Consider the following 26,454-nt stretch of genomic DNA (forward strand, 5'->3'; position numbering starts at 1 on the left):
ATAAATTTAAAGCGGTGTTTATTGTATGGAACAGATTAAGAAACCATTACATAAATGTTAAGCACAGTGTATATGATATAAAAGCGAACAGCCTTTAGAAAAAGGCTGTTGTTGTTATCACATTGTTCACCTACAAAAAACTTTTGCAAAGTTTATCAGGGGATATTATCATTCCATAAAACCAACATGGTGTTTATGTTATTTTACCTGAGGCAGTATGTAGTTGTGTGTAGATGAAAACAATATCTGTTTAGGAAAGCTTTTGGATGTTATACCGGTGGCTTTACCGAAAGGCACACCGATCAACAGGCAACTCAAAAAAAAACCGGAGCCTTCGCTCCGGTCAATTATTAACTATTAATTATCCATTATTCAATTATCAATTATCAATTACTCCACTACAATCTGCATAGTAGTCACTGCGCCACTTTCCGAGATCACTTTCAGCTGATAGACGCCTGCCGGTGTACTTTCTCCAAGGCTTACCGCTCTTGAGAAACTATTGCCCGAAACTACTGCAGAGCCGGCGTAGACCACCTGGCCGATCTTGTTGCTGATCTCGATGGTATAGTTCCCTTTTTCCTGGTTGGTAAACTGTAGCTGTGCTGTTTTGTTTACTATCGGGTTCGGATACACGCTGATGGATGCCGCCTGTTTCACGGCTGCCACTTTTACAACAGAACTGTATTGAGTGTGGCCGCCGAGGCTGATGGCTTTGATGCGGTAGTAATTATCACCGTTCAAAGGGGCAATGTCGTTTCTTGAGTAAGCGCTGTTACCTGTAGCCGTTACGTAACCGACAGAGCTGAAGCGGCTGCCATCGCTGCTGCGTTCCACTTCATATTTTTCCATGTTGGTTTCGGTCGCCACTTTCCAGGTTACGGTGTTGGTCTTATCATTGTTGCGGTTGGCTGCTACACTGGTAAATGTTACCGGCAATACGGTGATCCTGTTGAACACGATCCTGAAACGGTCGTTCACATAACTTGCCGGGGCAGATGTTACGGTGAAATTTACCGTGACCGATCCATCCATATTCAATGGTGTGGTCGTATTCAGGAAACGATCGACCAGGAACCCCCTGAGCACATTGGCTTCGAGATCGTTGGCAGTGATATCGAAACTGTAACGCACCTGTTTCATTCCACTGATGGTAAGGTTGAGTGTATCGGCCTGTGCGATGGTATGCCTTCTTTCCACCACCAGTAATTTGTTGTTGGTTTTAAGCGAAAGGTTTTCCGCGACATTCGGTGTTTTTATCGCGTCTTTTTCGTCTACCGCGTTGCTGTAAGCATCGCCAAAGTTGGCCAGCACCCCATCTGTGATGTAAGAAGTAGTATCGGAAGTAACCGTATTCAATGTTACCCGTATACCCGGCAATGGCGCACCATTGCCGCCCCTGCTGTGCGGCCCCTCAACCGATTTTACATTTTCTTTGAAAGTAAGGCTGCCACCGCTTTCCATCGCCTGTACAAAAAATGCATTACCGCTGGCCACATAGTTGTTCACCGTTCCTCCGGCGCCGTAGCTACCGCCACCGGGAGTGATCCTGTAATCAACACCGTCAAAGGAAAGCGCCTGGTATCCGCCATAACCTGCCGCCCCACCGAGGAACGGATCCCACAGGTAGAAGAATTCTTTGATGCCACGGGTGGATATTTCACGCAGATCGATATCCGATGCATAAGGGTTACCTGCCGTACCAAATTTGCCGGGTGCAACCAGAACCGGTGGCTGATCGCCGCTAAACAATTCACCTTTGGTACGAACTGTAGTGGAGGTGGACGGCATGGTACCTGTTACCGAACGGTCGCCTTTGATGAAGGTCATGTAACCGATGTTGTTTTTGATAGTACCACTGTTGGTAGCAGTTACTGCCGTCCAGGCATCGGTAGCCTGTACATATGTTTTCATGTAAGGGCTCGCCGCGTTCGCGTCAAATCCTGCTGCAGCCCAGCCTGTCTGTGCCCCCGCGGAGATCTGTATACCATATCCGGGTACAGGATTGGAAGCTGCGCCGCTGGAGTTTTCCTGCCATGATTGTTTGATCGTTTGAGTGGTATTGGTTGGTACCGATAAGAAGTACCATGCTTTGTGCGAAGGGATATATCTTTCCACCGTCACTTTACCATACAGGTAGTTGCCGGTTGTATTGCCTACCGACCCTGTACCGGCGGCTGTTGATTTGATGGTAAGGCTATCGTTGGTAGTGAACCTGATGTTCGAACCATCGTAAGAAACAAGGTTGTATACATCCATTGCACCGCCGAGGATCACACCACTGGCGCTGGTATTCGCCAGCACGAGGTTTTTCACCGCGTTGTTTACAAATGCATGTACCGGAATGGTCTGGCTGGCCGTACCGCCCAGTTTAATTGTGCCGTTGGCAGCGTTGATGCCGCTGGCGCTGCTGATAGTACCCGTGACCGTTAATGTACCCCCGCCAAGCGTAAGCATTCCACCCTCATCCACTATGATATTATTCATCGTCTGCGATCCGCTTACAACCGGGTAGTTGGTAAGCCCTGCAGGGATATGAATATCCGTTGTTGTTGCAGGCACGCCACCGCATGACCAGTTACCAGGATTATTCCAGTCTGCGTCTGCCACACCGATCCAGGTGCCAGCGGTACCTACGTTGATGGTAGCGGTAGTACGGTATTCACGGCACTGGCCTCCTGCCGGGATGGTGTAAAAAACTTTATAGGTGCCTGCCGGTGTTCCGGAGAAATCCACCACGCCGGTAGAGGCATTGATGGTGATGCCCGCATCTGCAGTAAATACACCACCTGTTGTACCGGTGATTACCGGGGAAGCAGTTCCTGAGTTGCTGCAGAACGTGGTGGTACCATAAGAAATGCTGGTTCCTTTATTACAGATCTCCCCTATAGCGATATCCCCTAATGTGGTAAGGCCGGTGGCTTTGATGTTGGTAGCATTTTTATTCGTGCTGGTCACATTGGTCCAGGAAGAGCCATTGTATGTCTGCACTTCCAACGCCAGTATTACAACGCCGGGATCTAGATCCGCCGAAACGAAGTTGGCTGTTACGTCCACCGTAGTGTAAGCGATACCGTTATTTGTGAGCGTGAAATAACGGTTCACGCTGCGGTTGCCATTGATATCAGAACTATTGATAGCCGGATGTTCATTCGGAGTTGCTGAAGCCACCAGGTCGCCTGCTGTTGTTACTGAAGCAAAGCTGGTAGTTACCGGTGTGTAGCTGGCAGCATCCCCTGTTTCAAATGTTTTGCTGGTGGCGCCTGTCGCGATATTTTTCTGCAACTTACCATTTACCCAACCTGTGTTTTGCGCAGCGCCGCTGATGGCAGCGCCAACAGCCTGGATAAGGGTATTAGCGCCTGTTGCGATCACACCTTTGGTGAAAGTGAGCTGCCCGCCCATCGTTAAGTTGGTAAGGAGGTTCGTTACACCGGTGGTTTTATTTACGGTGATAGAATTGAACGGCGAGCCCGAAGATATTTCCTGTGTACCCGTACCGCTGAGTGTGAACAGAGATGTTCCACTGTTGATGGTACCGGTGTTTTTGATATGTCCTTTCACCCTGAACGTCCTGCTGTTTGCATTTAAGACAGCTCCGGGATTTACCGTAAGGTTGTTATTCATCGTCCAGTTGGAAACCGGTGTAATACCCGCCGCGTTCGTGTTGCTGATGATCACATTATTAAAATCACCCGGTGTACCTGCCAGCGTGATGGCCCCTGTGCTGCCGAATACCACCGTACCTGTACTGGTAAAACCTGTACCGAAGTTGAGGTTGACCGGGGTGGCCGGTATGAAGTTGAACATACCGCTGCTGGTGATCACCCCATTGTTGGTAAGATTGCCCAGCAGGTTTTGCATGTATGCGCCACCGTTGAAAGAAGCCCCTGCACCTACGTTCAGCTGCGACATTATTGTCCAGCCCACACTCGGGTTTACACCACCGGTGTTGTTCACGTTCAGGATGGCGAATTGCGGCGCTGAGGTAGAATGCAATACCGGCGATACGCTACCGTTGAAAGTGATGGTGACAGCATACGTACGCACCGCATTCAGCAGACTGAGTGTCTGCAATTGCGTGCCTGTAAAAATGGTTTCACCCAGCAGGTACATGTCACCGCTATTGGTGAAATCACCTTTCACGGTATTCACCGATCCTGCAGGCGCAGTAAGTACACCCGCCGCAGTTACAAGAAGCAGGTCGTTGAATGTTACGTTGGATACCACATTATAGTTACCCCCTACGGTTACCTTGTTGAACGTGGTGACACCGCTGATGGTTTTGTTGATACCATTCCACAATACGGTACTCGATTGCGGTGTGAAAGTACCATCATTCTGCCAGTCACCATTCAGGGTGATGGTATTGGAACCCGCTTCCAGCGTGGCTCCGGCTTCGATGGTCAATTTTGTATTTACGGTTACCGGCACGTATACGATCTTGGTTCCGCTGTTGCGGAAGATGAGGTTACCGTACGTGATGCCCGGCAAAGCGAAATGCTGCGTACCGGTTCCGTTGAAGATCACCGTACTTCCGTCGGAAAGAAAATAGTTGGAGAATCTGGTCGGGGCATTATCTGCCGCGATGATGAGTGTACCGTTGTCGTACAGGGTGGCGGATCCACCTATGGCATCCCTGTTGAAGAAGAACGATTTGGTATCGAGTGTACCGGATTTACCTACGAGGTTTCCTGTTAGTGTAACTGCTCCTGTCAGTTCGGCTACAGCACCAACCGGTTTGTTGAATTCGATGTTATTGAAAGTGGAGGAAGAAATGGTTTGTGTACCTGCGCCATCAAATATTACATTCACGCTATGGCCATTGTATGTACCATTGTTCAGCCAGTTGCCCCCTACCCGCAGGATGTAATTATTTTCAAAAGCCCCGGCAGGATTGATGGTTATATTTCCCCTCACATTGCAGGTACTGTCGTTTTCCACCTGGCCATTGCTGACGAGCAGGTTACCATTAATGGTATTGCTACGTTGCATCAGCGCTGTTCCCGCTGTTTTATTGATAGTAACGTTATAGTATGTCAAAGGAGCCACTCCCTGGTTGGTACTGCCATTAAATTCTACCGTACCTGTACCGGGGGTAAAAGTACCATTGGTATAAGTATAATGGCTGCCGATCTGCAATTTACCATTCCCGGAAAATGTTACAGAGGCATTTCCGGATTGGGCCAGCGCGCCGGTAATAGTAACTGTTCCGGTAGAAATGCTGAGATCAATATTGTGCCCGTTAGTGCCATCGCTCAATGCAAGGCTACCGTTGATGTTTACAGACTGAGCACCTGCATTGATCTCGTGAGAAGCGTCGGTGGCCCAGGTTCCGGTGATGTTACCGGTTGCAAGGCTGCCGCCCGAAGCCATAGAGAGCTTCACTGCTTTTACACTTCCGAAGTTGATATTCTTCACCGTTACAGCTGTACTGATAACGGGTTGATTCGTGAAAGATTCGATACCGAGGTCTACGATATCTGTTGGCGAAGGGATAATAGAAGAAGGCACCCCGCCATATTTCCAGTTGCCCGGTTTGTCCCAATGGTTATCGATCACACCGCTCCAGATGAAATTGCTGGGGGCCTGCGACAATGTCCAGCGGCTGGCAATGCTGGTAAGGCCGTTTTTTTCTACATAATTATTGGTAGCATCATTGCCTGTGCTGGCACCCACCGGCGACCAGGCAGTTGCAGGGTTGCTCCATAAGCCCATAGAAGACTCGCTGTTACCATTCAGTTCATCATCTTCGTAATGCAGGCGCAAGCCGGAAGTATAGGTTCCCGCAGGGATAACGATATTGTACTGCCTGTTGACAGAAGCACCTGACGGGAAATCGGCGACAGCGCCCAATGTAACGGTTACGGTTACACTATTTACTCCCGATACCGAACTGAAATTGATGGTATTGTAAGGACCTTCAAACGCGTAATCCACACCGGTTGTAAATGAATGCGTACGCCTGATATTACCGATGATGATGCCGGCACCTGTTCGTGTATTCGTCATCGTTATGGTCCTCGCTGCTGTGGTATTTATGCGGCCTTTCGTCATGTTGACGATAGCGGCATTCACATCATTCTGCAAGAGCAATAAGGTGGTGAAAGTTGATTTATCGGCCGTCAGTTCATTGAAGGTGGTAACATTCGAACCGCCGATGTTTGAACCGCTGGGCCCGGCAAAACGAACCACAGAAGTACCTGCATTGTAAGTACCGTTGTTGATCCAGTCGTTGTAAATATTGTGTGTATAGCTGCCCCCGGCAAATGTGGTGGATGCAGCGATGGTCAGGTTGCTGTTTACTGTAAGCCCTGAAGTAGCTGTCTTGATATTGCCATTCGACAACAGCAGGTTGTTGTAAGTGATCGGGTTGATATTTTGCGCAGCTCCGTTAAAATTAACTGTGTTGGGCACCGATGTGGTAACATCCAGAATACCTGCTGTGAGCGTAAGTGTATTGGCCACCCCCAGGGTAGCGTTACCCGAAAGCTGCAGTTTGGTACCATTGATCACGATCGTGTAAAGATCAGCCCGGCCGCTCAGGGTAGAAGTTCCTGTAAAGGTTGCAGTACCGGCAGTGGCAGAGAATGTGCCGTCTACTACCAGCCCGTTAGCGATAGAGAAACCTGCTGAAGCAATGTTTGAACCGGTGATGTTCAATGTATGGAAAGCCGCTGTACCGGCACCAGAAATGGTTTTGGCAGCGCCACTCAATATGATGGTGGTACCGGTAGCACCGGTGAAAGTATTGACAGCATTTACCATGCTCAGGTTGCCGGTAAAGGTAAGTGAACTGGAAGCAGTGATCTTGCCGCTACCCGTTACCGTTAGATTGTCGATGCTGATAGAATTACCTGCGATCGTAGCGCCGTTACCGGTCATGGTAAGTGTACCTCCACTCAGTTGGGTGAATGAGCCCGAACCGCTGGTCAGCAGGTTTCCTGACATGGTGAGGCCACCATCATCGAAGAATACCACTCCCGATGCGGAGATCGTGATGCTGTTGAAATTCTGGTTTGCCGCAGCACCACTTACCGTTTTGTTTGCCCCGGCAAAAACTACTGTCCCGGTATTACCATTGTACAAACCATTGTTTACCCAGTTACCATTGATGGTATGGGTGTAGCTGCCGCCATTAAAGGTGGTGGATGCTCCGATCAGTACGTTGCCGCCGATGCTGAGGTTTGCCGAAGGTGTAAAGCTCACGCTTGTACCCGCGCCTTTATTCATGGTGAAATTGCCCTGTGTGCTGAACGCGCTTGCTGCAGAGGATTTCACCGCTGCGCCTGCCGAGCTGCTGAACACCAGGTTACCATAAGCCTGGGCAGAAATGGCCTGGTTGGTACCGGCGTATTCTACTGTAGAAGCTGTAAGGAAGGTATTGGTATTGTAGTTGGATGGCAATGTATTGGTACCCCCGATTTTCAGGTAACCGGTATTGTTGATATATAAAGTACCACCGGCTGCACTGCGGTTAGCGGTAAAACCGGCGAGGTCTAACACGCCACCTACGGTGAGGTTGCCGGCTACTTTAATGTTATTGGTCAATGTGATCGTGCTGCCCACGTTGCCCGCGGTTACAGTGTTGAAGCTGGTTTCAAAAGTACCGCCGATCGTCTGCGCAGCAGTACCTGTGAAAGTTACAGAGGCTGTACCTGCGGTAAATGCCGAGGCAGATGCATTATTCAACCAGTTGCCTTTTACATCTATGCTGAAATTATTCGCGTTCAAAGTACCTGCTGTGAGTGTGATATTGCCCGCTGTAATGGCCGCAGGTAATAAAACACCGGCGGTATTGTTCACCGTAATGTGGTTGAAGGTTGCGACGCCTGAAAACGTCTGCTGGCCGCTTGTTCCTGCAAAAGCAGTGGTACCGTTGTTGACCATGGTACCATTGTTCGTCAGCAGTCCTGAAAGGCTCAGCGTACCTGCAGCAGTGGTGGTTACAGTAGCGCCGGCATTGATGGTAAGGTTATTGCAAACCACGGCGGAGCTGATCGTTGGCTGGCGTGTAGCCGTAGACGTTATGATCACGTTTGTTGTGGCCGTTGGCACTGCACCCGTACACCAGTTGGAGCCATCGGCCCAGTCGGTGCTGGTATTCCCTGTCCATTGCCCCGCAGTGGTGGTAGCGGTTACATTGGTATAAGAAGTGGCAGAGCATCCGTTGGAAGTTACCACCAGCGTGTAAGTTCCGGCGGCAGCTGCATTGAAAGTCAGTATGGGGTTTTGTTGTGTGGAAGTGAAACCATTCGGGCCACTCCAGGCATAGGTAGCACCGCTGAGGGTAGCGCCGCTGAGGGTCAAGGCAGAACCGGCACACACCGGGCCGTTGTTTCCTGCACCTTCCGGTGAATTGTATAAGGTGGTTACTTCCGACGCGGTCAATGCACGGTCGTAGATCAATGCGTCATCGAGTGTACCGGTAAAGTAAAAATTGCCAGGTTGTGAGGTCCAGGAGTTGTTATTGTCGTAAGCGATCCTCCACCAGCCGGTGTAATTTTCCGCGGTTGTGGTAGCAGCATTGGAACCTACCAGGGCGCCATCTACATAAAGCGCCATACCTCCAGCGCCCAGGGTGGCTACAGCCTGATGCCATTTATCATCATTGTAGGATGCAGAAGAATTAACGGTCACTACCTGGTTGGGATAAACACCGAAGTAAAGCTGACCGGAATTGTTCATGTAAATATGACGATCATACTGTCCGCTCTGGCCCGTTTGTTCACGACCGAAACCGATCAATCTACCACCGGCGGTAGCAGTTTTGAACCAGATAGCAATCGTAAATGTATTCGGGTTCGCATAACTTTTGGTGGTAGAAATATACTGCGTACTTCCGTTGAAGCTGTAGGCTTTGCCGGCATTCCCGAACCGATCGGTTACTGCAGTGGGCGCATTTTGCAATACACCATTATTGAGGTTGCCCGATACATCGTTGGCGTTGCCGGAGAAGGGCAGATTGGCTACCTGGCCTGTAACGGGTACCTGCGAGGTGCTCACACTGTTTACATTTACAACGATGGTAGCTGCTGCGCTTACGCAGCCGTTTACGGTTTGGGTTACATAATAATTTTTCGATCCTGCTGCAGCGGTAGATGGTGTTGGCGCAACGGCTGCTGATGCGTTGAACTGGATGTTGTTGAACATCCTTACACCCGCCGGAGCAGTTCCGGTTACGTTGATGGTACCTGTCGCTTCCGTGATTGGAAAGGCTGGATTATCCGCACCGATATTACCCATACCTGCGGAAACACCTATGCTATAGTTGCCCGCGGCTGGAATGGTATAATTGAACACGTTGGTCACTTTCAATCCAGCGGCCGTTGCGGAAGCAGAGGTAGTGGTGGTTGAAGTGGCCACCACAGTTCCTGCACTGTTGTAAATAGATAATACGAGGCCTGATACAGATTGATTTCCCGGAATAAAGTAATCCACCGAGGTGATGGTCACATTATTGATGGAAGTGGTAAAGTTTGTTTTCTTATTATTCCATGAATTATCTATGTAGGTGGTGGTAGCCAGATTGGCGGTACCTCCTACACTGCCCGATCCCCCTCCCCATAAAAGGTTGCTGCCGGTTGCCGTTAAAGGAACGGCTGTTGCGTTGAGGCAATAATTTACCGGGCTCACCACAGCAGGTGCTGCGGGGGTAACACAAGGGGTTGCCTGGCTTCCTGTTGCGGCAGCGCTGGCGCCGCCTTCGCTGATGGCCTGCACCCTCCAGTAGTAAGTGGTATTGTAATTCAACCCGGATTGTACCGAGGAAGTTGCACCTGCTGCTACCTGTCCCACATAGGTAAAGTTGACGTTATCCGTCGAATTATAAATGATGAACCCGCGTTCGTTGGTCGCATTGTCTGTCCAGTTCAGCGTCATGCCTGTTGTAGTAACGGCAGTAAAACTGAGCGCTGTCGGTGCATTCGGCACTGGTGGTGTAAAGCTGTATGAATGGCCGGTGGCAGGTTTTGCCGCAAGGTTGTTTGTTTCAGCAGTTGAGCTGACAGCCCCAGAACCATTCAACGACAAATAGCTACCCGGTCCGGTAGCTGTTGCCGCAATTCCTATTGATGCCGAACCGGCAGTGAGTGTTCCGGCTTCGGGCCGGTAAATGAAATCGATCTTACCGGTGGTTTCCGTCAGTCTTACCTGGAAGGAAACAACGGCCGCACTGGCTGTATTGGCCCATTTCACGTTGAGATACTGCACGGTAAATACCCTGTTGGGGGCGGTACCGGTGGTGAGGTAACTCACATTGCTGGTGGCCGTAAGGGTCAGGTCGTCCCACAGGGGGGCGATCAACGGCCTTGGTGTGCCGCCCGTTGCCAGGTTATTGGCAGGACTGGCATTGGTAATATCGGCACCAAAACTCAACCACCCATTGGTACTGGCCGATACGGTGGTGTACCGGGTACCCATGTACCAGAAGCTGAAACCGATCGGGATAGCGTTGTAATAACCTTCATCCGCTGTACCGGCGGTAAGCGTGGCTGTGTTGGTTGAACTGAGGGGGGTGAAAGTTCCGGATGCAACAGATGAAAAGCTGTAATTAGTGATCGACTGTGCGATTGAACTTCCGATGATCGCTACCAGTAATAAGCCGGTTAGCGTAAATTTCTTTATCATAATATGGATATTTGGATAGAGCTATCCAACTACGACAAAAATTTTACCGGGGTTTTAACATTTTAACCGGTAGGTTCATTCTGTACTGTAAAACCCGTGAAATCTCAAAAACAGACTACAGGTTATTCGTTTTTTAACTACATGTACATGTAGAGGTTAGTGTCGAAGCAGGTGCTTCGCAATAAAACGACATAAAATATAATTATTGTAAATGTGGAAATGTTTCGTGGTGAAAGCCCGGGAGGTTTACTTTCAACCTCCGGGGTTTGCGCCAGTGAAACGCTCCGGGGTTGAAGGAAAAACCCCGGAGGTTTGTTTTCAACCTCCGGGAGTTTGCGCCATTGAAACGCTCCGGGGTTGGAGGAAAAACCCCGGAGGTTTGTTTTCAACCTCCGGGCGTTTGCGCCATTGAAACACTCCGGGGTTGGAGGAAAAACCCCGGAGGTTTTGCAGAAAAAAAACAAATAAGCCTGTTGTTTTTCCATTGCCTGGGTTTCAGGATAGAATTAATTTCAAGTTGGGAGCAACTACTCCTTATTTGATATGAAACATCAAGACATTTTCTTCGCAGATTCCTCCTACCATGTATTCAATAAGGCCAATGGCCGAGAAAAAATTTTTATAGAACCTGACAATTATGATTTTTTTCTGAGGAAGTTTAGAAAATATATCCTGCCTATTGCCGATGTATACGCATATATTCTCCTACCCAATCATTTTCATTTTTTACTCAGGATAAAATCTGAAGAAACTCTTTCCAGGCATTATAAGCACCTGCATAAAAAATTACCTGACATCACTACTCCTAATTGGGTGAATACTTTTGTTATCCGGCAATTTTCCAATTTCCTGAACAGTTATGCTAAATCTTTTAATAAAAAATACGAACGCAGCGGATCACTATTTATGAATCATCTTAAAAGAGCCAGGGTCGAAACCGATAGACAGTTTACCGCTACCCTTTTTTATGTACATAAAAATGCTGTTCATCATGGCTATGTAAAAAATATAGAAGACTGGCATTATAGTTCTTATAAGGCTATCATTTCCAATAAACCAACCTTACTAATGCGGGATCAGGTAATCGAATGGTTTGGCTCTGTACAGAGATATATTGAGTATCATCAGCAACCGATTTATTTAAAGGATGCGAAAATCATGGAGTAGAAAATTTCTCACTTGTTGTGCTGTCCTAATGAAACCTCCGGGGTTAGAGAAAACCCCCGGAGGTTTTTGCTTTCAACCTCCGGGGTTTGTGCCAGTGAAACGCTCCGGGGTTGGAGGGAAAACCCCGGAGGTTTGCTTTTTAACCTCCGGGCGTTTGCGCCATTGAAACGCTCCGGGGTTGAAGAGAAAACCCCGGAGGTTTTTGCTTTTCAACCTCCGGGGTTTGTGCCAGTGAAACGCTCCGGGGTTGGAGGAAAAAACCCCGGAGGTTTGCTTTTTAACCTCCGGGCGTTTGCGCCATTGTATTAAATTTCTCATAAGAAAAAACATGTTATTGAACCACCACCTGTATGTTGACAGCTTTACCGTCAGCATCCACGATCTTCATCTGGTAGGTACCTGCCGTCACTACTTTGCTGAGGGTGATGTTCTTCACGAAGCTGGCTGCGGTTACAGAAGCCATTCCGCTGTACACCACTTGTCCGAGCTTGTTGGTAAGTTGTAGCTGGTAGCTGCCTTCCGTCATATCGGTGAAGCGCAGGTTGATGGTTTTGCCTTCCACCGGGTTAGGATAAACACTGATCAGGCCGTTGGATTTCAGCGGAGCTACTTTCACAATGGCGCTGTATTGTACCTGGCCGTTGTTGCCGGTAGCTTTGATACGGTAGTAGTTATCCTGTGCCAGCGGGCTAAGGTCATCTTTCGCGTAGCTGCGGCTGTTGGTAGCTGCTGTGGTAATGATACCGCTGAAACGGATACCATCTGCACTACGTTCCACCTCATACTTATCGATGTTGAGTTCATTTTCAACGCTCCATTTCACTTTGATGCTGCGATCAGGATTGCGTACCGCGGATATGCCGGTGATAGTAACCGGCAATACCACGTTTACTTTGAACACGATCTTGAACCTGTCCGGCGCATAAGAAGCCGCATTGTTATTCACTACGAAATCGTATGATGATGTATCCGTCAGGCTGATGCTGGTGGTTGTATTCAGGAACCTGTCTATCAACCATGCTGCCCTTCCGGGTTCATCGATATTCCTTGGCGCTATCTTCCAGTTGTATGACTGTTGTTTTGCACCATTGAGATCAAGATGAAGTGTATCATTGTTAACCGGTGCCGGTCTGCGTTCTACTGCAAGCAGAGATCCGTTTCTCCTGAAGCCGGTGTTTTCGTTGCTGTTCGTAATTTTCAAACCATCATCGCTGTCTACGTTTCCGGAGAACTTACCGAAGATGGCTGCCGCGCCATCCAGCAATACCGGTGCACCAGGGTAAAGCAGGCTTGAAAGTGTTACTGTCAGCAACTCCCCTTCTGAACCACCGCGGTTAACCAGTCTGCTGCCGGATGACTTCGCTGTTTCCTTGAAGCCTATTGTAGCAACAGCACCCGGCCTTGCCTTGTAGAAGATGGCCTGTCCGGACTGAATAGTATCCGAAATGCCCGCCGGATATGCTCCGCCGAATGGAACGGCTTCATAATGATCTCCTACTTTGGTCAATGTACGGAAGCGGCCGAAACCATAGTAACCGTCGCCCAGTGTAGGATCCCATACATATACTTCATTGGTAACATTCAGTGTATCCACTTTTGTAAGATCGATAGCAGATGCGTAAGGGTTACCTATTGATCCGTATTTCTCAGGGTTGATAGAGATACCTGTTTGTGTTCCTGTAAACAATGCGCCTCTTGTACGCAAGGTAGTCGGAGCAGTTGGTGCGCTCGATCCGGTTACAGTCCTGTCGCCACGAACGAACACCATCCATCCTTTGATGTTTGCGATCGGTTCATTGGTATTGAGCGGCCCCTGGTCCCAATCATCCACATCTCCACGGTAAGTTTTGATACCAGGGCCTGCGGTTGAAAGGCCTTCATCGAAACCATTTGGCGCGCCTGCTGCCACAAACCTGTTACTTGACAGCCTTGTACCGTAACCGGCTACCGGGTTGGCTGATGGTGATGCAGCCCCTTCCTGCCATGCACTTTTGATTGTTTGAGCAGTGGAAGACGGCGCCGTTGTTGTTGGTACTGACAGGAACTGCCAGGTACGTCTGTGCGCTCCTGCGGTATTACCTGTGTTGATGAAACGTTCTACACTGAACCGGCCAATACCGTTATAACTGAAGCTTGCCGCAGGTTTCACTTCTGAAACGTATGCTGTAGCAGCCAATGTTGAACGGATAGCTATATCAAATGCATCGAGTTCCAGGTTACCACTGGTTGGTTTCAGCTCATTGGTGATACCGAATCCTTTCGTGAGTTTAACACCTGCACCAGCTCCACCCGTATTCGCTATTTCAAGATTGTACATGTCGGGTATTGTTCCTGTACCAGGGAATGTCTGCAGGGTGTTACCAACCAGCCTGATGGTACCATTATTGGTCAGTGTACCACTGCTGGCTACGTTTCCTGCAACAGATAAAGTAGCGCCACTGTTGATCAGGAGATTGGCTGCGCCTGCGGCGATGGTGATGCTTCCCGCAAAGGCCGGGGTAACATTTTTTACTTCAGGATATTTTAATGTCCCATTTGCAACGAGTGTTGCATTCAACACAGGGATAGAAACTGCTGTGGAGATCGTTGGTTTAACACCACCGCACCAGTTAGCGATATCTTCCCAGTCGCCGGTAACACCTTTACCTACCCAGTTACCCGACGGGTTTACAGTTACGGTAACTGATCCGAAAGTGTTGCAATTAGCCGGCAGGGGGGTTGCTGCGGTAGCCTGATAAGTAGTAGTGGCGGCAGTTGGCGCAGCGTATACTACAGAGGCATTTCCGCCGGTGTATGGTATCGTGGCTGCTGCATCGGTGTATAACCCTTCTGTAGGTGACCACACGATTGGTTGTTGTATGGTTTGGTTGCCACTTATAACCACGTTATCAATCGCCCAGAAATAATCCCAGCTTGCATCAAATTTAAACCTCACATATACGGTAGGCTGATTGAGGAACGGAGCAGTCAGTGCAAAAGTTTGCTGTACGAAACTGCTGTATGTTCCTTCAGAGCCCAGGTTATAAACCTTTACGTTGGTCCAGTTTGCTCCGTCAGTCGACACCTGTACGCTTCCTGAAGCTGATAGGAAAGGATCTGTGAAAGCGTGGTAGAAGCTGAGATTGGCTGTTCCAAACCCAACGGTGCTGAAGGCAGGTGACGTCAGAATTGTTTGAGTAGTACCCCCCGACCCCTGAGCGTCACTGTTAGTATGGTAAAACTGTGAATTGTCGTTACTGTGATAAGGTCCGTAGGTATCCCCAAAAGTAGCATCAAAGTAACTATAGCCATCAGGCCTTAATGTCCAGGCTGCATTTGCAGGTGTTCCACCGGCAGATAGATTTGTGGTTGTCCAGTTATTGGTTGGAGCATTGAAGTCCTGTGATAATATTGAAACCACTTCGTTTGTTATACCTCCACTGGCCGTAAGCGTTTTGATATCGCCGCAATTCATCGGAGTAGAGCCGGAAGCAACGATAGTTACTGCGGAAGGCTGAGGGTTGATAGTGGCCGTTACACCCACCCGTGCGCTTGCACATTTACCCTGGCCGCCGAAAGTCATCTGCGGACGTGCATCTGAATATAATCCTAATGTGGCGGTTGCTGCAGCACATACCGAAGTAGAGTTATCGGCCCTGTAATAATTAGTGGCGTCAAATGTTACGTAATCCGCTAACACGTCTGTTGTCTGGCCTCCACCATTGTTGTTGGAATAACATGTCTGAACTACAATATTAGAAACGCCATCCCAGTTGTATGGTGTGCTGAATGTAATGGTACAATTCCCGATTGAAGGTGTTGTCAATCCCGCAGGGGCAACTGTTGAGTAAACAGATGTTAACCCTGTTACCGGCGTGCTGGTAAGATTCGTCAATGCAGTTGCACCCATACTCACATTGAAGCCCTGGTACAAGATCCCCCCATTACCACTTACATGAAATGTAAGGGAGGTGATGTTGCCCGCAGACAAACCACTTGCGGTCAGTTCTGACGCAAGAACGAGGTATTGTAATTTTTCACCACCGTAGTAATGATCAAATGGACTGATGTTTAAACTTTCTTCAGCTAGGTATTCACCGATACCAATTGTTCCCGTTACAGGTGAAGCTACTTCTGCCGCAGCGTAATAGGTAGTTGTGGCACTAACCGTTGGAATAACCAATGGAGAACCTGTTCCGATAGACGTTCCGCCGGAAGCGGTAGTGAACCAGTTTACCGTTGCTCCCGCACTTGCTGTTGCAGTAAGTGTTACAGAACCCGGGCCACATTGCGCCGTTGGGGTAGCTGCCGGAGCAGTTGTAAATGCCGGGTTGTTTACCTGGATAGTGATAATATTTGAATAAGCTGTTGAAGAAGTATTTGGACATATCACTTTCAGCCTGAAATAGGTTGTTACGTTTATCACCGGCGTAATAAGGCTTGCATAAATATTGGTAGCCGTTCCAATATTGGTGATCACGGCACCGAAGTTATCGGTAGATGATTGCCATTGATAAGTTGTACCAAAGCCTCCGGAGTAACCGACAGAAGAAATAAAGGCAGTTCCGGAATTACATATGGTGGTGGTGGAAGCGGTGGCCGTTCCGCCCGATGCACCTGTACACAATGGCGTGTTATATTCATCCGCACCCATATCAGGTACTGTGCTGGCGCCTAATGGGCGGGTGTCGTTATCTATATCTACTGTAACTGCCGGAAGAACTACCCCTTGATCTCCAAGGAACAAATTAGACGCCGGTACAAGATGAAGATCAGTAGCTGATACAAACACAGGAGCTATCGAAATCGAATGGGTATTTTGTCCAAGGCCGGTCTGGATATCTGCAAGTGTTTGTGCAGTTACAGAAGGAGTGAAGCCCAGGTTTGCACCGGTACATGAATAGTCATTGTAATCTAAATTACCGTAAGCCGAAGCCGAAGCATTACTACCGATAGCAAAGGTATACCCACTGCCTGCAGACATAGTGTTGCTAAAAATATTATTGCGCACATCCAGTACACCGCCAGTTACAGATCCTGCAACATAAAATGCGGTTGCATCACTCGTAGTTACTGTTAATGGGGTTGAAAGAGAAACACTATTGTGGTAGATCCTGTACCCGCCGCCACCTGACACGTAAAGCCCCATTGCAGTGATGTAACCGTCATAACCATATGCGGAAATATCAGCAATGAAGTTGTTGTATATCAAAGGTGTTCCAGTAGTAGTGGTGGCTGATAACACAAGGCCCCGTCCTGCATACCCGAAAGTGCTTGTTCCATTCTGACGCACATTGCTGATCTTGTTGTTGAAAACGCTACCACCCGCGATCGAACCTGTAAGTGTAATACCATCGGCATTATTGGCATTGTTTGGTACAACTACACCTGTCACTATGTTTTCAGAGATCTGCACATTACTCATATTTTCTGCAACGATCCCCGTTGAAACAACGTATTCAGCGGCCGTTAACGAACCCACCGTATTTCCGGTGATCACCCAGTTTTCGTTATAAGGCGCAGCGGTATTACCTCGTGCGTATATACCATTGTTAGCTTTGATCACCGTGTTATTTTGTATAATATTATTGGAATTGGCGGTTTGCGCAGCATTACCAACAGTAGTTCCGCTGCCGGATAATATACCGTAGTTCACGGCGCCTCCGGCGGTTGCCGCACCAGTGATGATGCTGTTTTTCACCACATTGTTCGTTGCCCCGTCTGATGCTGTAGAAGCGATCCAGATCACAGAAGAATTCGCATTACCACTGGAGTTGAGGAACGTAAGGTTTTTAGAAGTAGTACCGTTATTCGAACCATCGATGATGATATAATCGGCACCGTTGAGTTTGATGATACCATTGTTATTGATAGTACCGGAAACAGTTGCATTCACACCAGCATCAGGTTTGATGGTAAGTGTGTTGGTTGCGCTTGCGCCAGTATTCGCATTGATGTTGATAGCAGTTTCTGCATACGCTGCATCTTTCAACAGGAATGTTACCGGCCCGCAGATAGGTCTTGCATTATAAGCCGCTACTGCCGCAGTAAGCGTTGTGAAGTTCTGCCCTGCCCCTACTGTGTAAGTGCCGGACAAACCTGGTGTTACATTGTTTATCGTAAGCGCATCGTTTGTTGTATTGGCATCAGTAGAATTGTTTGGCAATGTGGTAGAAGCCGTGATGGTATATACCGTTGCCGCAAGGAAATTGAACGTGCCTACAACGTAAGTGGCAGTTCCCCCTACCGGTATAGCGATCACACCCGGGTCAAACTGTGGTTGTGGAGCGCCGTTTACAGACCAGTCTACTTTCACGCTCGTTAGTGGTACCGAACCGAAGTTGGTAACTGTCACTGATACGTTTGTTACACCCGGGCAGAAAGCTGCCGGAAATGTGATTGCGGAGATACCTCCATCCGCAACGAGCGGAACAAATATTTCATCAGCGCCCATATCTGTCCTGGTGCTGCCAGACCAAGGCCTAGTTTCGCCATCTATATCCGTGGTAAAACCTGTCATAACCGGGCTGCCTTTATCATCCAGTAATGAGTTGGAAGCAGGAGCAAGATGCATATCGGTTGTTGAAACGAATACCGGGGTGATATTCACTGAATTTGCATTTTGCGAGAAACCGGCGATGATAGCCGCCAGGTCTGTACGGGCGCTTCCGATGTACCCGAGGGCCGCACCCGAAGAAACGTAATCGTTATAATCGATCGTTGTGAAAGCCGTATTGGCAGATGCGGAATAGATCGCATAACGCGTACTTGCAGACGGCATGCTGTTCATCAGGATGTTATTCTGTACGTCCAGGCCGGTTATGGATGCCGCTACATAAAGAGCTGCGTTGACGGCAGTTGTTCCGCCCTGATCGGTGTTCAGGTTAACGGTATTATAATAAAGTTTGTAGCCGCCACCAGTGAGGATCGCAATACCATGGGCACCGCGTGCCAGGTTACCGTTGGTTCCTGTACACGATACATCAAAGATCATATTGTTGTATACTGTCAGGTTAGATGCTGCAGTAGAAGAAGACAGCTGGATACCAAAAGCCTGTTGGGCTGCTGAGTTTTTAATGTCACTCACTTTGTTGTTGGCAACGATACCGTTGGAATAGGCTCCGGATAATAATATACCCGCAAGATTGGTAACATTTGTTGTTACTCCAAAAACAGTATTGCCTGAAATATTCACGTTCGACTGGTTGGAGGCGAAGATACCGTTCAAACCGATCTTACCAGCCGCAACAGTTGAACCTATCAGGTTGTTGGCTACAGTGTTGTTTGCATCCATTGTCGTTGCCATACCGGCGATCCCGATACCGTAATAAGCGCCGGTAATCAGGTTATTCTGGTAAGTATTATTGCTGTTTGAAATATCAGCCTGGTTGCCTAGAGTAGCTGCAGTACTCATGATACCACCGAATGTTGTTGCCGAACCATTACCGGTAACGATCAGGTTTTTGATGGTATTATTAGTAGCACCGTCGGGAGCTGTGGTGCTGGCAAGCCAGATCACTGTGCTGCTGGTTCCGGTGCTTGAGTTTGCTACTGTAAGGTCACGTGTCGTTGTGCCGTTGTTGCTACCATCGATGGTGATATAATCGGCACCATTGATCTTGATGATCGCAACAGTGCTTGAGCCTGCAATAGAAGCAGTAACACCTGCGGCCGGCCTTACGGTAATTGTTTTAGCCGCAGAGGCTCCTAAAGCGATCGGGAAAGTGATCGGGAAGGTTTCGCCTGCGCTTGAATAATCTGATTGTAGTTCCAGCACAATATTTCCTGTATATCCGCACGTTAACAGGCTGCTGATGGCATTTGTAAGGTTGGTGAACGTTCCTGTTGCGCCAACGGTAATGCTGCCTGAATAAGTAGGACAGGTCAATGTGGTACCGGTTGTTGTTGCAGCCGTAGCAGAATAAAGAATACCACAGCTGTTGCTATTATAAGAGAATACCCAGTAATCGTAACCTGTTCCGGCAGTAAGGCCAGTGGAGGTCCATGATCCCGGGGTAGTATTTACATATTCAATATATCCTATACCACTTGTTCCAACAGTGTATGTTCCTGAAGGGTTAGGCTGTGGTGCACCAGTTGTGGTTCTTACTACCAGGTACCCTGTTGGTACAGGAGCAGGAGCAGCGGTAAAGCTGCCATTGATGGTGGTAAAGCCTGTTCCTGTTGCAGTAAGTCCGGTGGCAACGGTCGTTGGTACCGTTGGAAGCGGGTTTACCAATACGGCACTTGCCGACAATGTGCTGCTACAAGTTGTTGTCGGATCGGTAGCGGTGGCTGTGTAGGTAATATTAATCGGAGATCCGGTCACGTTAGTTGGAATTACTGTTCCGGATGCTGAACTCAATACGGTTGCAGCCCCATCCGACCAACTCCAGTTGAGGGAACCTGTGTTGATAGTTCCTACCTGGCCGGCGAATACGATATTCAATCGTTTTGTAGATAATGCCGGTGTAACAGATGCACTGGCCACCAATGCCTGCACCGATGTTGTTCCCGACGCAGTGGTTGTTACAGCTGTTATAATAGTATTACCTGCTGTAGCTGTGTAGTATGTAATGGCATTATTTGTAGAATTTGCTCCGTCGTGCCTTACATCCACAATGATGTTTGATACACCATCCCATGGATAAGGGGTAGATAAAGTAATTGTGTTCAATCCAACCGAATGTGATTGGGTAACCGGGCCATATACCGTTGTCAACCCTGTTGTAGTAAATGCAGTAACGGTGGCGCCGGCGGTGGTGCCGATCCTGATGGAGTAATTGGCGTTCGTTGTTGCATCACCGTTGGTAGTAATGTTAAAGGTCAGTGCAGTAATATTTCCTGCAACAAGCCCTGCGGCTTGTAACTCCGCTGCAGTATATACCGACTGGCTCCAGTATTGGGAATAACGGTTGTTAAATGCAGTCGGTTCCACACCGTTCGCAGTTGTCAGTGTAGTGCCGGTGCCAATAGATGTACTATTACCTGCTGCAATACCTGAGGCACTTGTACCTGTCAAAGTTAAAGTGCTGCCGCTACAGATCGGGTTAGGTGTTGCGGTTGCAGAAAGAATGATCGGGTTGCTATTTACCGCAAACGTAACCGTTACTGCGTTTGAACAACCGGATACGGAGTTAGAAGCATTTAAAGTAATGACTTCCCCTGCTGTTGCAGTAGCTCTTTTATAATATACGGTAGTTGCACTGGTGCCGGTATAAGCGATTGTTGCTGCCGCATCGGTATACAGGTTCGTGGAAGGAGACCATATAAAAGTTGAATAATCACTTAATGTAGAAGTCACGCTGAGTGTTTCGATCCTGCCCGAACAAGTTTGTACCGTGCCTGTTTGTGAAATCGTCAATGCCGGTGCTGTAGTACTGTTGACAGAGATCATAACCCTGTCGCTTTCGCAGGTTCCGTTGCTATAAGATATGTATAATGTATTAGTAGATCCTGGTGTATAGCCTGTATAGGAATATGTAGGCCCTGCTGTAGTAGCAACTGGCGTACCGCCGGAAGCAACTGTATACCAGAAATAACTGGTTGCCCCGCCAACAGCAGTAACTGTGTAGGTAGGTACGCCACATTGATTGGGTAATGTTCCGTTATCGGTTGTGGCAGGGGGCAACGGATTTACCGCTACATTCACCGTACCCTGTGCAGTACAACCTGCGTTGCTGGCAGTCACAGTAAACAATGTAGGGCTTGACAACGGATTAGTTAATGTTGTCTGATTCGATGGATTTACCACACTTCCTGATGGCGCCCATGAATAAGTAAGCGTTGCAGATGGCGGTGTAAATGTATAAGTTGTTCCTGTAGGGAAATTAGTAGCTGAGGATACCGTGGTATTTTCGGAGCTAGATGAAACAGTTGAACTGCTGGCTGGATTTGCAGGCGTAAGACTTAAATAATTTCCAGAATTACCTGTGATACCTATACTTGCAGTTGTACTGGTAAATGCTGCACTGGTTGCACCATAAACAAACTGTACAACCCCCGTATTTTCATAGAGTTTTACCTGAAGGTTAATGGTAGGCTGGGAGGAACCACCACTGCCCCCTACGTGCATACCCGTCCACTGAACGGTTAATATCCTGCTGCCCGCTGCACCGGTTGTAGTGTATTGTACGCTACCGCCGGTGGTATTATTATCTTCCCAAAGCGGTGCAATTGTATTTGCGGTACTTGCCAGTACATTTGAAGAAAGGCCAGTAAACGTTGCACTGGTATTGCCCAATTGTATCAAACCATTCGAAGAAACGCCAAAGACAGTCTGCGCAATTCCATTATAAATAAAAGTAAAACCGATCGGGAGGTTTCCAACTCCAACATCATCGCCTATCGCACCGGCTACAGCTGTTCCCGAAATTGCGGAATACGTTCCTGCGGCCCCGGTAAAGATATAAGCACTGGGTAATGCTGCCGTATTAGGTGCACTTGCCGTAGCGGAAAGTGAAGTCGTTGATCCGCTGCACACCGCTGTTGGTGTTGCTGTCGCAACAACGTTCGTTGGCGTTGCTGCTGCTGTTATTACAGAAGTTGCAGTACCCTGGCAACCATTTCCATCAGTACCTGTAACAGTATAAGTGGTAGTAGCGATAGGGCTGGCATTTACGTTCGCCCCGGTAGCTGCACTCAATCCAGTGGCTGGCGACCATGCATAGGTGCTGGCTCCTGTTGCTGTTAAAGCAATTGCCGAACCGCCGATGCAATAGGTAGCTGAAGGAGGAGTAACACCTACTGTTGGTAATGCATTTACGGTAACAGTTACTTCATTTGACAGTACCGGCGTTGCAGAACCTGCTGCGCAGGTTCCCTGCAACACATAATAATATGTGCCGGCAGCAAGAGCTCCCGTTGTGTAAGAAGTAGTGGTAGCACCGGTTCCACCGGTTACATTGGTGTAAGGGCCTCCTGGTGTGCCCGAAACCTGCCACTGCCAGTTAACACCAGATGCGGTAAAGCCTGTTGAACTCAGAACAGTTGTCTGTCCGGTACATCTTGATGGTAAGGATGCAGATGCAGTACCGGCGGTTGGAGCATTTACAGTGATTTTTACATTAGATGATGTGGCTGTTGCTCCGCCATTCGCACAAGTCACCACCAGGCGATACCATGTTGTAGCCGTGATACCTGTAACGGTGTAGGGACTAGTGGTAGCGCCACCGATAGCAGCAAAAGTACCCGGGGCCCCTGCTACATCGGGAGCTACTTCCCATTGGTAAGTGATACCGTCAAGCAAGGTCTGCCCTGTTCCTCCCAATTGGGAAGACCCTGAGCAGGTTAATGTCAGTACACTTGCAGAAATAGTTCCGGCAGATGGTGTACCTGCGCAACCTGAAACGTCATATTCATCTGCGCCAATATCTGTGGCCGTATTCCTGGGAGCGCAATCGATATCCGTGGTAACCCACGATGTGTTGGTTGCATAGTTTGGATCAGCAGCTCCGTTTAACAAAGGAGAACCGGCATGCAGATCTGTTGTGGAAACGAATAAGGGATCTACGGAAACAGAGTTCGCATCGTTCGAAGTGGCAGTCTGCCAGTTAGCAAGCGTTGCATAGTCGGTTGCATTTCCCAGACCCACAAAACCATTCGTATTAAGGACGTAAAGGTCATTGTAGTTAGACAGGCTTCCGGCAGCGCCAATTGCACTGGCTGAAGTAGATACCCAGGTGTAGTGTTTAGCATTACCTGACTGGGCAGCTGTTACGTTGGCTAATATATTATTCCGAACCCTGAAGATAGGGCCTGAAGCTACGCCGATCTCCAGACAGGTATTTGATAAAGCAAGGTTTGTTGCCGCAATTCTTACCGTATTAAATTCCGCATAAATGGATGATGCTCCACCACCTCCGGCAGGTTGTAGCGAAAGCCCGATGATCCTTCGGGTGGTAAGTGTGGTATTGGTACTGGCGCTTTGAATACCGCCGATAAAGTTGTTGTACACCCTGGTGATCGTTCCGGCCTGGGCGTTATTGTTTATACGGATACCTCTTGTTATGTTATTGGCATTGGTACCTGTGTTTGTGTTATAAACACTGTTGATCTTATTATTATAAACTTCGCTTGTACCGAGAGCCACACTTGCAGAACCGTTATCAATAAAGATACCGTCCACAACTGAGTTGGCCCCACTGGTAGAGATGTTAGAAATATCGTTATTAAAAACTTTAAATCCTGATTGGTTTATCATTCGGATACCATACGCTCCCGTACCTGCACCGGTAAGTGTATTGGTAATATCATTGGTTACCGCAGGATCACCGATGCTGTTCCTCAACGCACATGAAGTAGTACCGATCTCACAACCTATATCCGGAAATCCTGCAAGGCCGTTTAACAAAATACCGGCATTTGCATTTGTGATCGTAAGGTTATAGAATTTATTACCGGAGTTGGCTCCTGTTGCATTTGTAGGTGCCGCATTGGTAAGCTGAATGATGCCTATTGACAATGTGTTTGCCCGGTTAAGAGTGATGACACTGTTCTTAATGGTATTGTTTTGTGCACCATTGGTAGCCGAAACGTTTTGAATGTAAAAGCCATATTCAAGGGTGGAGCCTGATGCGGAAATGTTAATACCATCAAAAGTGATGTAATCAGCACCGTTTATCCCAATTGCAGATTCTGTACCTGTAGAACCGGCTGAACTTATGATGGGATTGGCACCAGCGCCCGCTTTCTGAAAGATAACCGGGAAAGTTGCAGTTCCGCTGGTTACGATGAAGGGGATACTGCTTTCAGCAAAGGTTTGCCCTGCTGTTACATTAAAAGTTATCGTTCCCGAAGGAGTACAGCTGTTAAGACTATTCAAATAAGTGATAGCAGATGTAAATGACGGAAAATTCGTTGCGCTTAACGGCAAGGTATTATCGATCGTAAATGTTTGCACACCCGACGGGCAGGATGAAGTAGATTGGGAGCCTGATACCGGAGTATTGGACAGTGCACCTTCGGTTACCGCATAAACTTTCCAATAGTAGAGGGTCGCCGGACTTAAACCTGTTACGCTAGTTGAGGTTGAGTTTGCAGCAATTTGTTTCTCGAAAACGTAGTTCACTCCATCAGTAGATTTGTAAACAACATAACCAACTTCGTTCGTCGCGTTGTCTGACCAATTCAGCGTCATGGAGGTTAAACCAATGTTGGAAAAAGTAAGAGCACCGGGATTTCCTGGTATAGCAGGTGTAAAGGTGAATTTTGTGCCGGAGGTTATAGCAATAGTATTTGCATTATTAACAGTTGCGTAGTTTACGGTGGAGGATGCGGATGTCGCATTTAATGTTACACTTGCAAAAACTGTCGCGGAATTGCCAAGACCGATCGAAGCACCACTATTGGCACTGTTGGTAGCCATACCAGCCCCATAATAATATTCGATCTTTCCAGTTGTTTCATATAGCCACGCCTGGAAAGTTGCAGCACCCGCTGTGCTGGCACCAACCCTCGGAACCTGCATGTTTTTCCACTCGATTACAAGTATCCTGTTAGGGGCTGTGCCTACAACTTTGTAGTGTACCTTACCCGTTGTTGCTCCGCTATAAAGGTCATCCCAATATGGGGCTATCACTGGCGCCTGATTAGTGGAAGCAAGACTATTTGTGTAATTGGAGCTCCCTGTCGTAATTGCTGTTCCCATTCTAACAAGGCCATTAGCACCTGCATCAAATTGGGTATAGCGAACGCCGACATACCAAAAATCGAATCCGATATTTGTTAGTCCTGCAGTACCATCGTCACTATTAGCAGCAACCAACTGAGTTGTACCAGTAGACATATCCTGAAGCGTAGCTCCCGACGAAGCGGCAAACGGATAAGTTGTAGCACTAATCGTTTGCGCATTCAAAGTACTTATAAGGGCAAAAAACGAAATCAACAACACGTAAAGTTTACGCATAAAATATTTGTTTGATTGAAAATTTCCGGAAGTAAAAGCAGTTCTATTTACAACAGCAGTGTAAAATTTCTTCATATAAAATCTATTAAATTTTTGTTTTTTTCATAAGACAGCAATACGGTACCAGCCACACAAAGGCATACATTGTGAAGCCTGGTACACGGTTATACGGATGTCATCTAAAGGGGAAAAGCAGTAAGATTTTGGAGAGGATATTGTATTGAAGCGATGAAAATAGTTGATAATTTTTTAACAATAAAATAATTATTTAGAAATGTTAATATCTCGTGAAGACCCTGTAGTATAAACTCTACAAAACACGTAGACTTACGCAAAAACCGCACAAACCCGCATAAAACATCATGATTTTCGTCAGGCGTATTGAAAATGATGCCGGAAGAGCGGAGCCCGAAAAACTGCGGTAATTTGAAAAACCAGGTTAGCCGTTCATACATTTTAACATAGGATATAAAATTTTAAAGTATAAACCGGAAAGTTCAAAAAACCACATCCAACTATTATACCCCGCCACGACAGCAGCAAAAAATATGAAAAACCGAAAAAGTCACTTTTTAAAAATCGGGCTTTCGTAACCAATTTTTTTTGAGCATCCTGCCCGGGTACGATAGCGTACCCACCCCGGTACCTCAAAAAAAATTGGTTACGAAAGCCAAAATTTCAAAAATCAAAATTTTCAGAAAAACGGAATTTACAACAGTGATCAACGGGTGCCGGGTTTGGATGTGCCGAAATCAATCCTCATTCGGCTGGAT

Annotated in this window: 3 protein-coding genes; 1 reads left to right on the forward strand and 2 read right to left on the reverse strand. The window is 47.8% G+C overall.

Translation table 11 applies throughout. The annotated features are described in order from the left end of the window. Positions 1-390: 390 nt before the first annotated feature. Positions 391-10,629: a LamG-like jellyroll fold domain-containing protein gene (locus EGI32_RS13230; protein WP_255155840.1), complete on the reverse strand. Its 10,239-nt coding sequence runs from the start codon at positions 10,627-10,629 to the stop codon at positions 391-393. Between the two features lie 543 nt (positions 10,630-11,172). Here EGI32_RS13230 and EGI32_RS13235 point away from each other — a divergent pair. After that, positions 11,173-11,796, forward strand: coding sequence for a hypothetical protein (locus EGI32_RS13235; RefSeq protein WP_255155841.1), 624 nt, complete (start codon positions 11,173-11,175; stop codon positions 11,794-11,796). Positions 11,797-12,127: 331 nt separating this feature from the next. Here the strand turns inward: EGI32_RS13235 and EGI32_RS13240 are convergent, their stop codons facing one another. After that, positions 12,128-25,681, reverse strand: coding sequence for a fibronectin type III domain-containing protein (locus EGI32_RS13240; RefSeq protein ID WP_255155842.1), 13,554 nt, complete (start codon positions 25,679-25,681; stop codon positions 12,128-12,130). Between the last annotated feature and the right edge of the window lie 773 nt (positions 25,682-26,454).

The sequence above is a fragment of the Ferruginibacter sp. HRS2-29 genome (assembly GCF_024343615.1).
Taxonomy (GTDB): domain Bacteria; phylum Bacteroidota; class Bacteroidia; order Chitinophagales; family Chitinophagaceae; genus Ferruginibacter.

What these genes read in the sequence shown, in the direction of transcription:
- EGI32_RS13230 (WP_255155840.1), bottom strand. Translation starts at nt 10,629, where the DNA reads ATGATAAAGAAATTTACGCTAACCGGCTTATTACTGGTAGCGATCATC.
- EGI32_RS13240 (WP_255155842.1), bottom strand. Translation starts at nt 25,681, where the DNA reads ATGCGTAAACTTTACGTGTTGTTGATTTCGTTTTTTGCCCTTATAAGT.
- EGI32_RS13235 (WP_255155841.1), top strand. Translation starts at nt 11,173, where the DNA reads ATGAAACATCAAGACATTTTCTTCGCAGATTCCTCCTACCATGTATTC.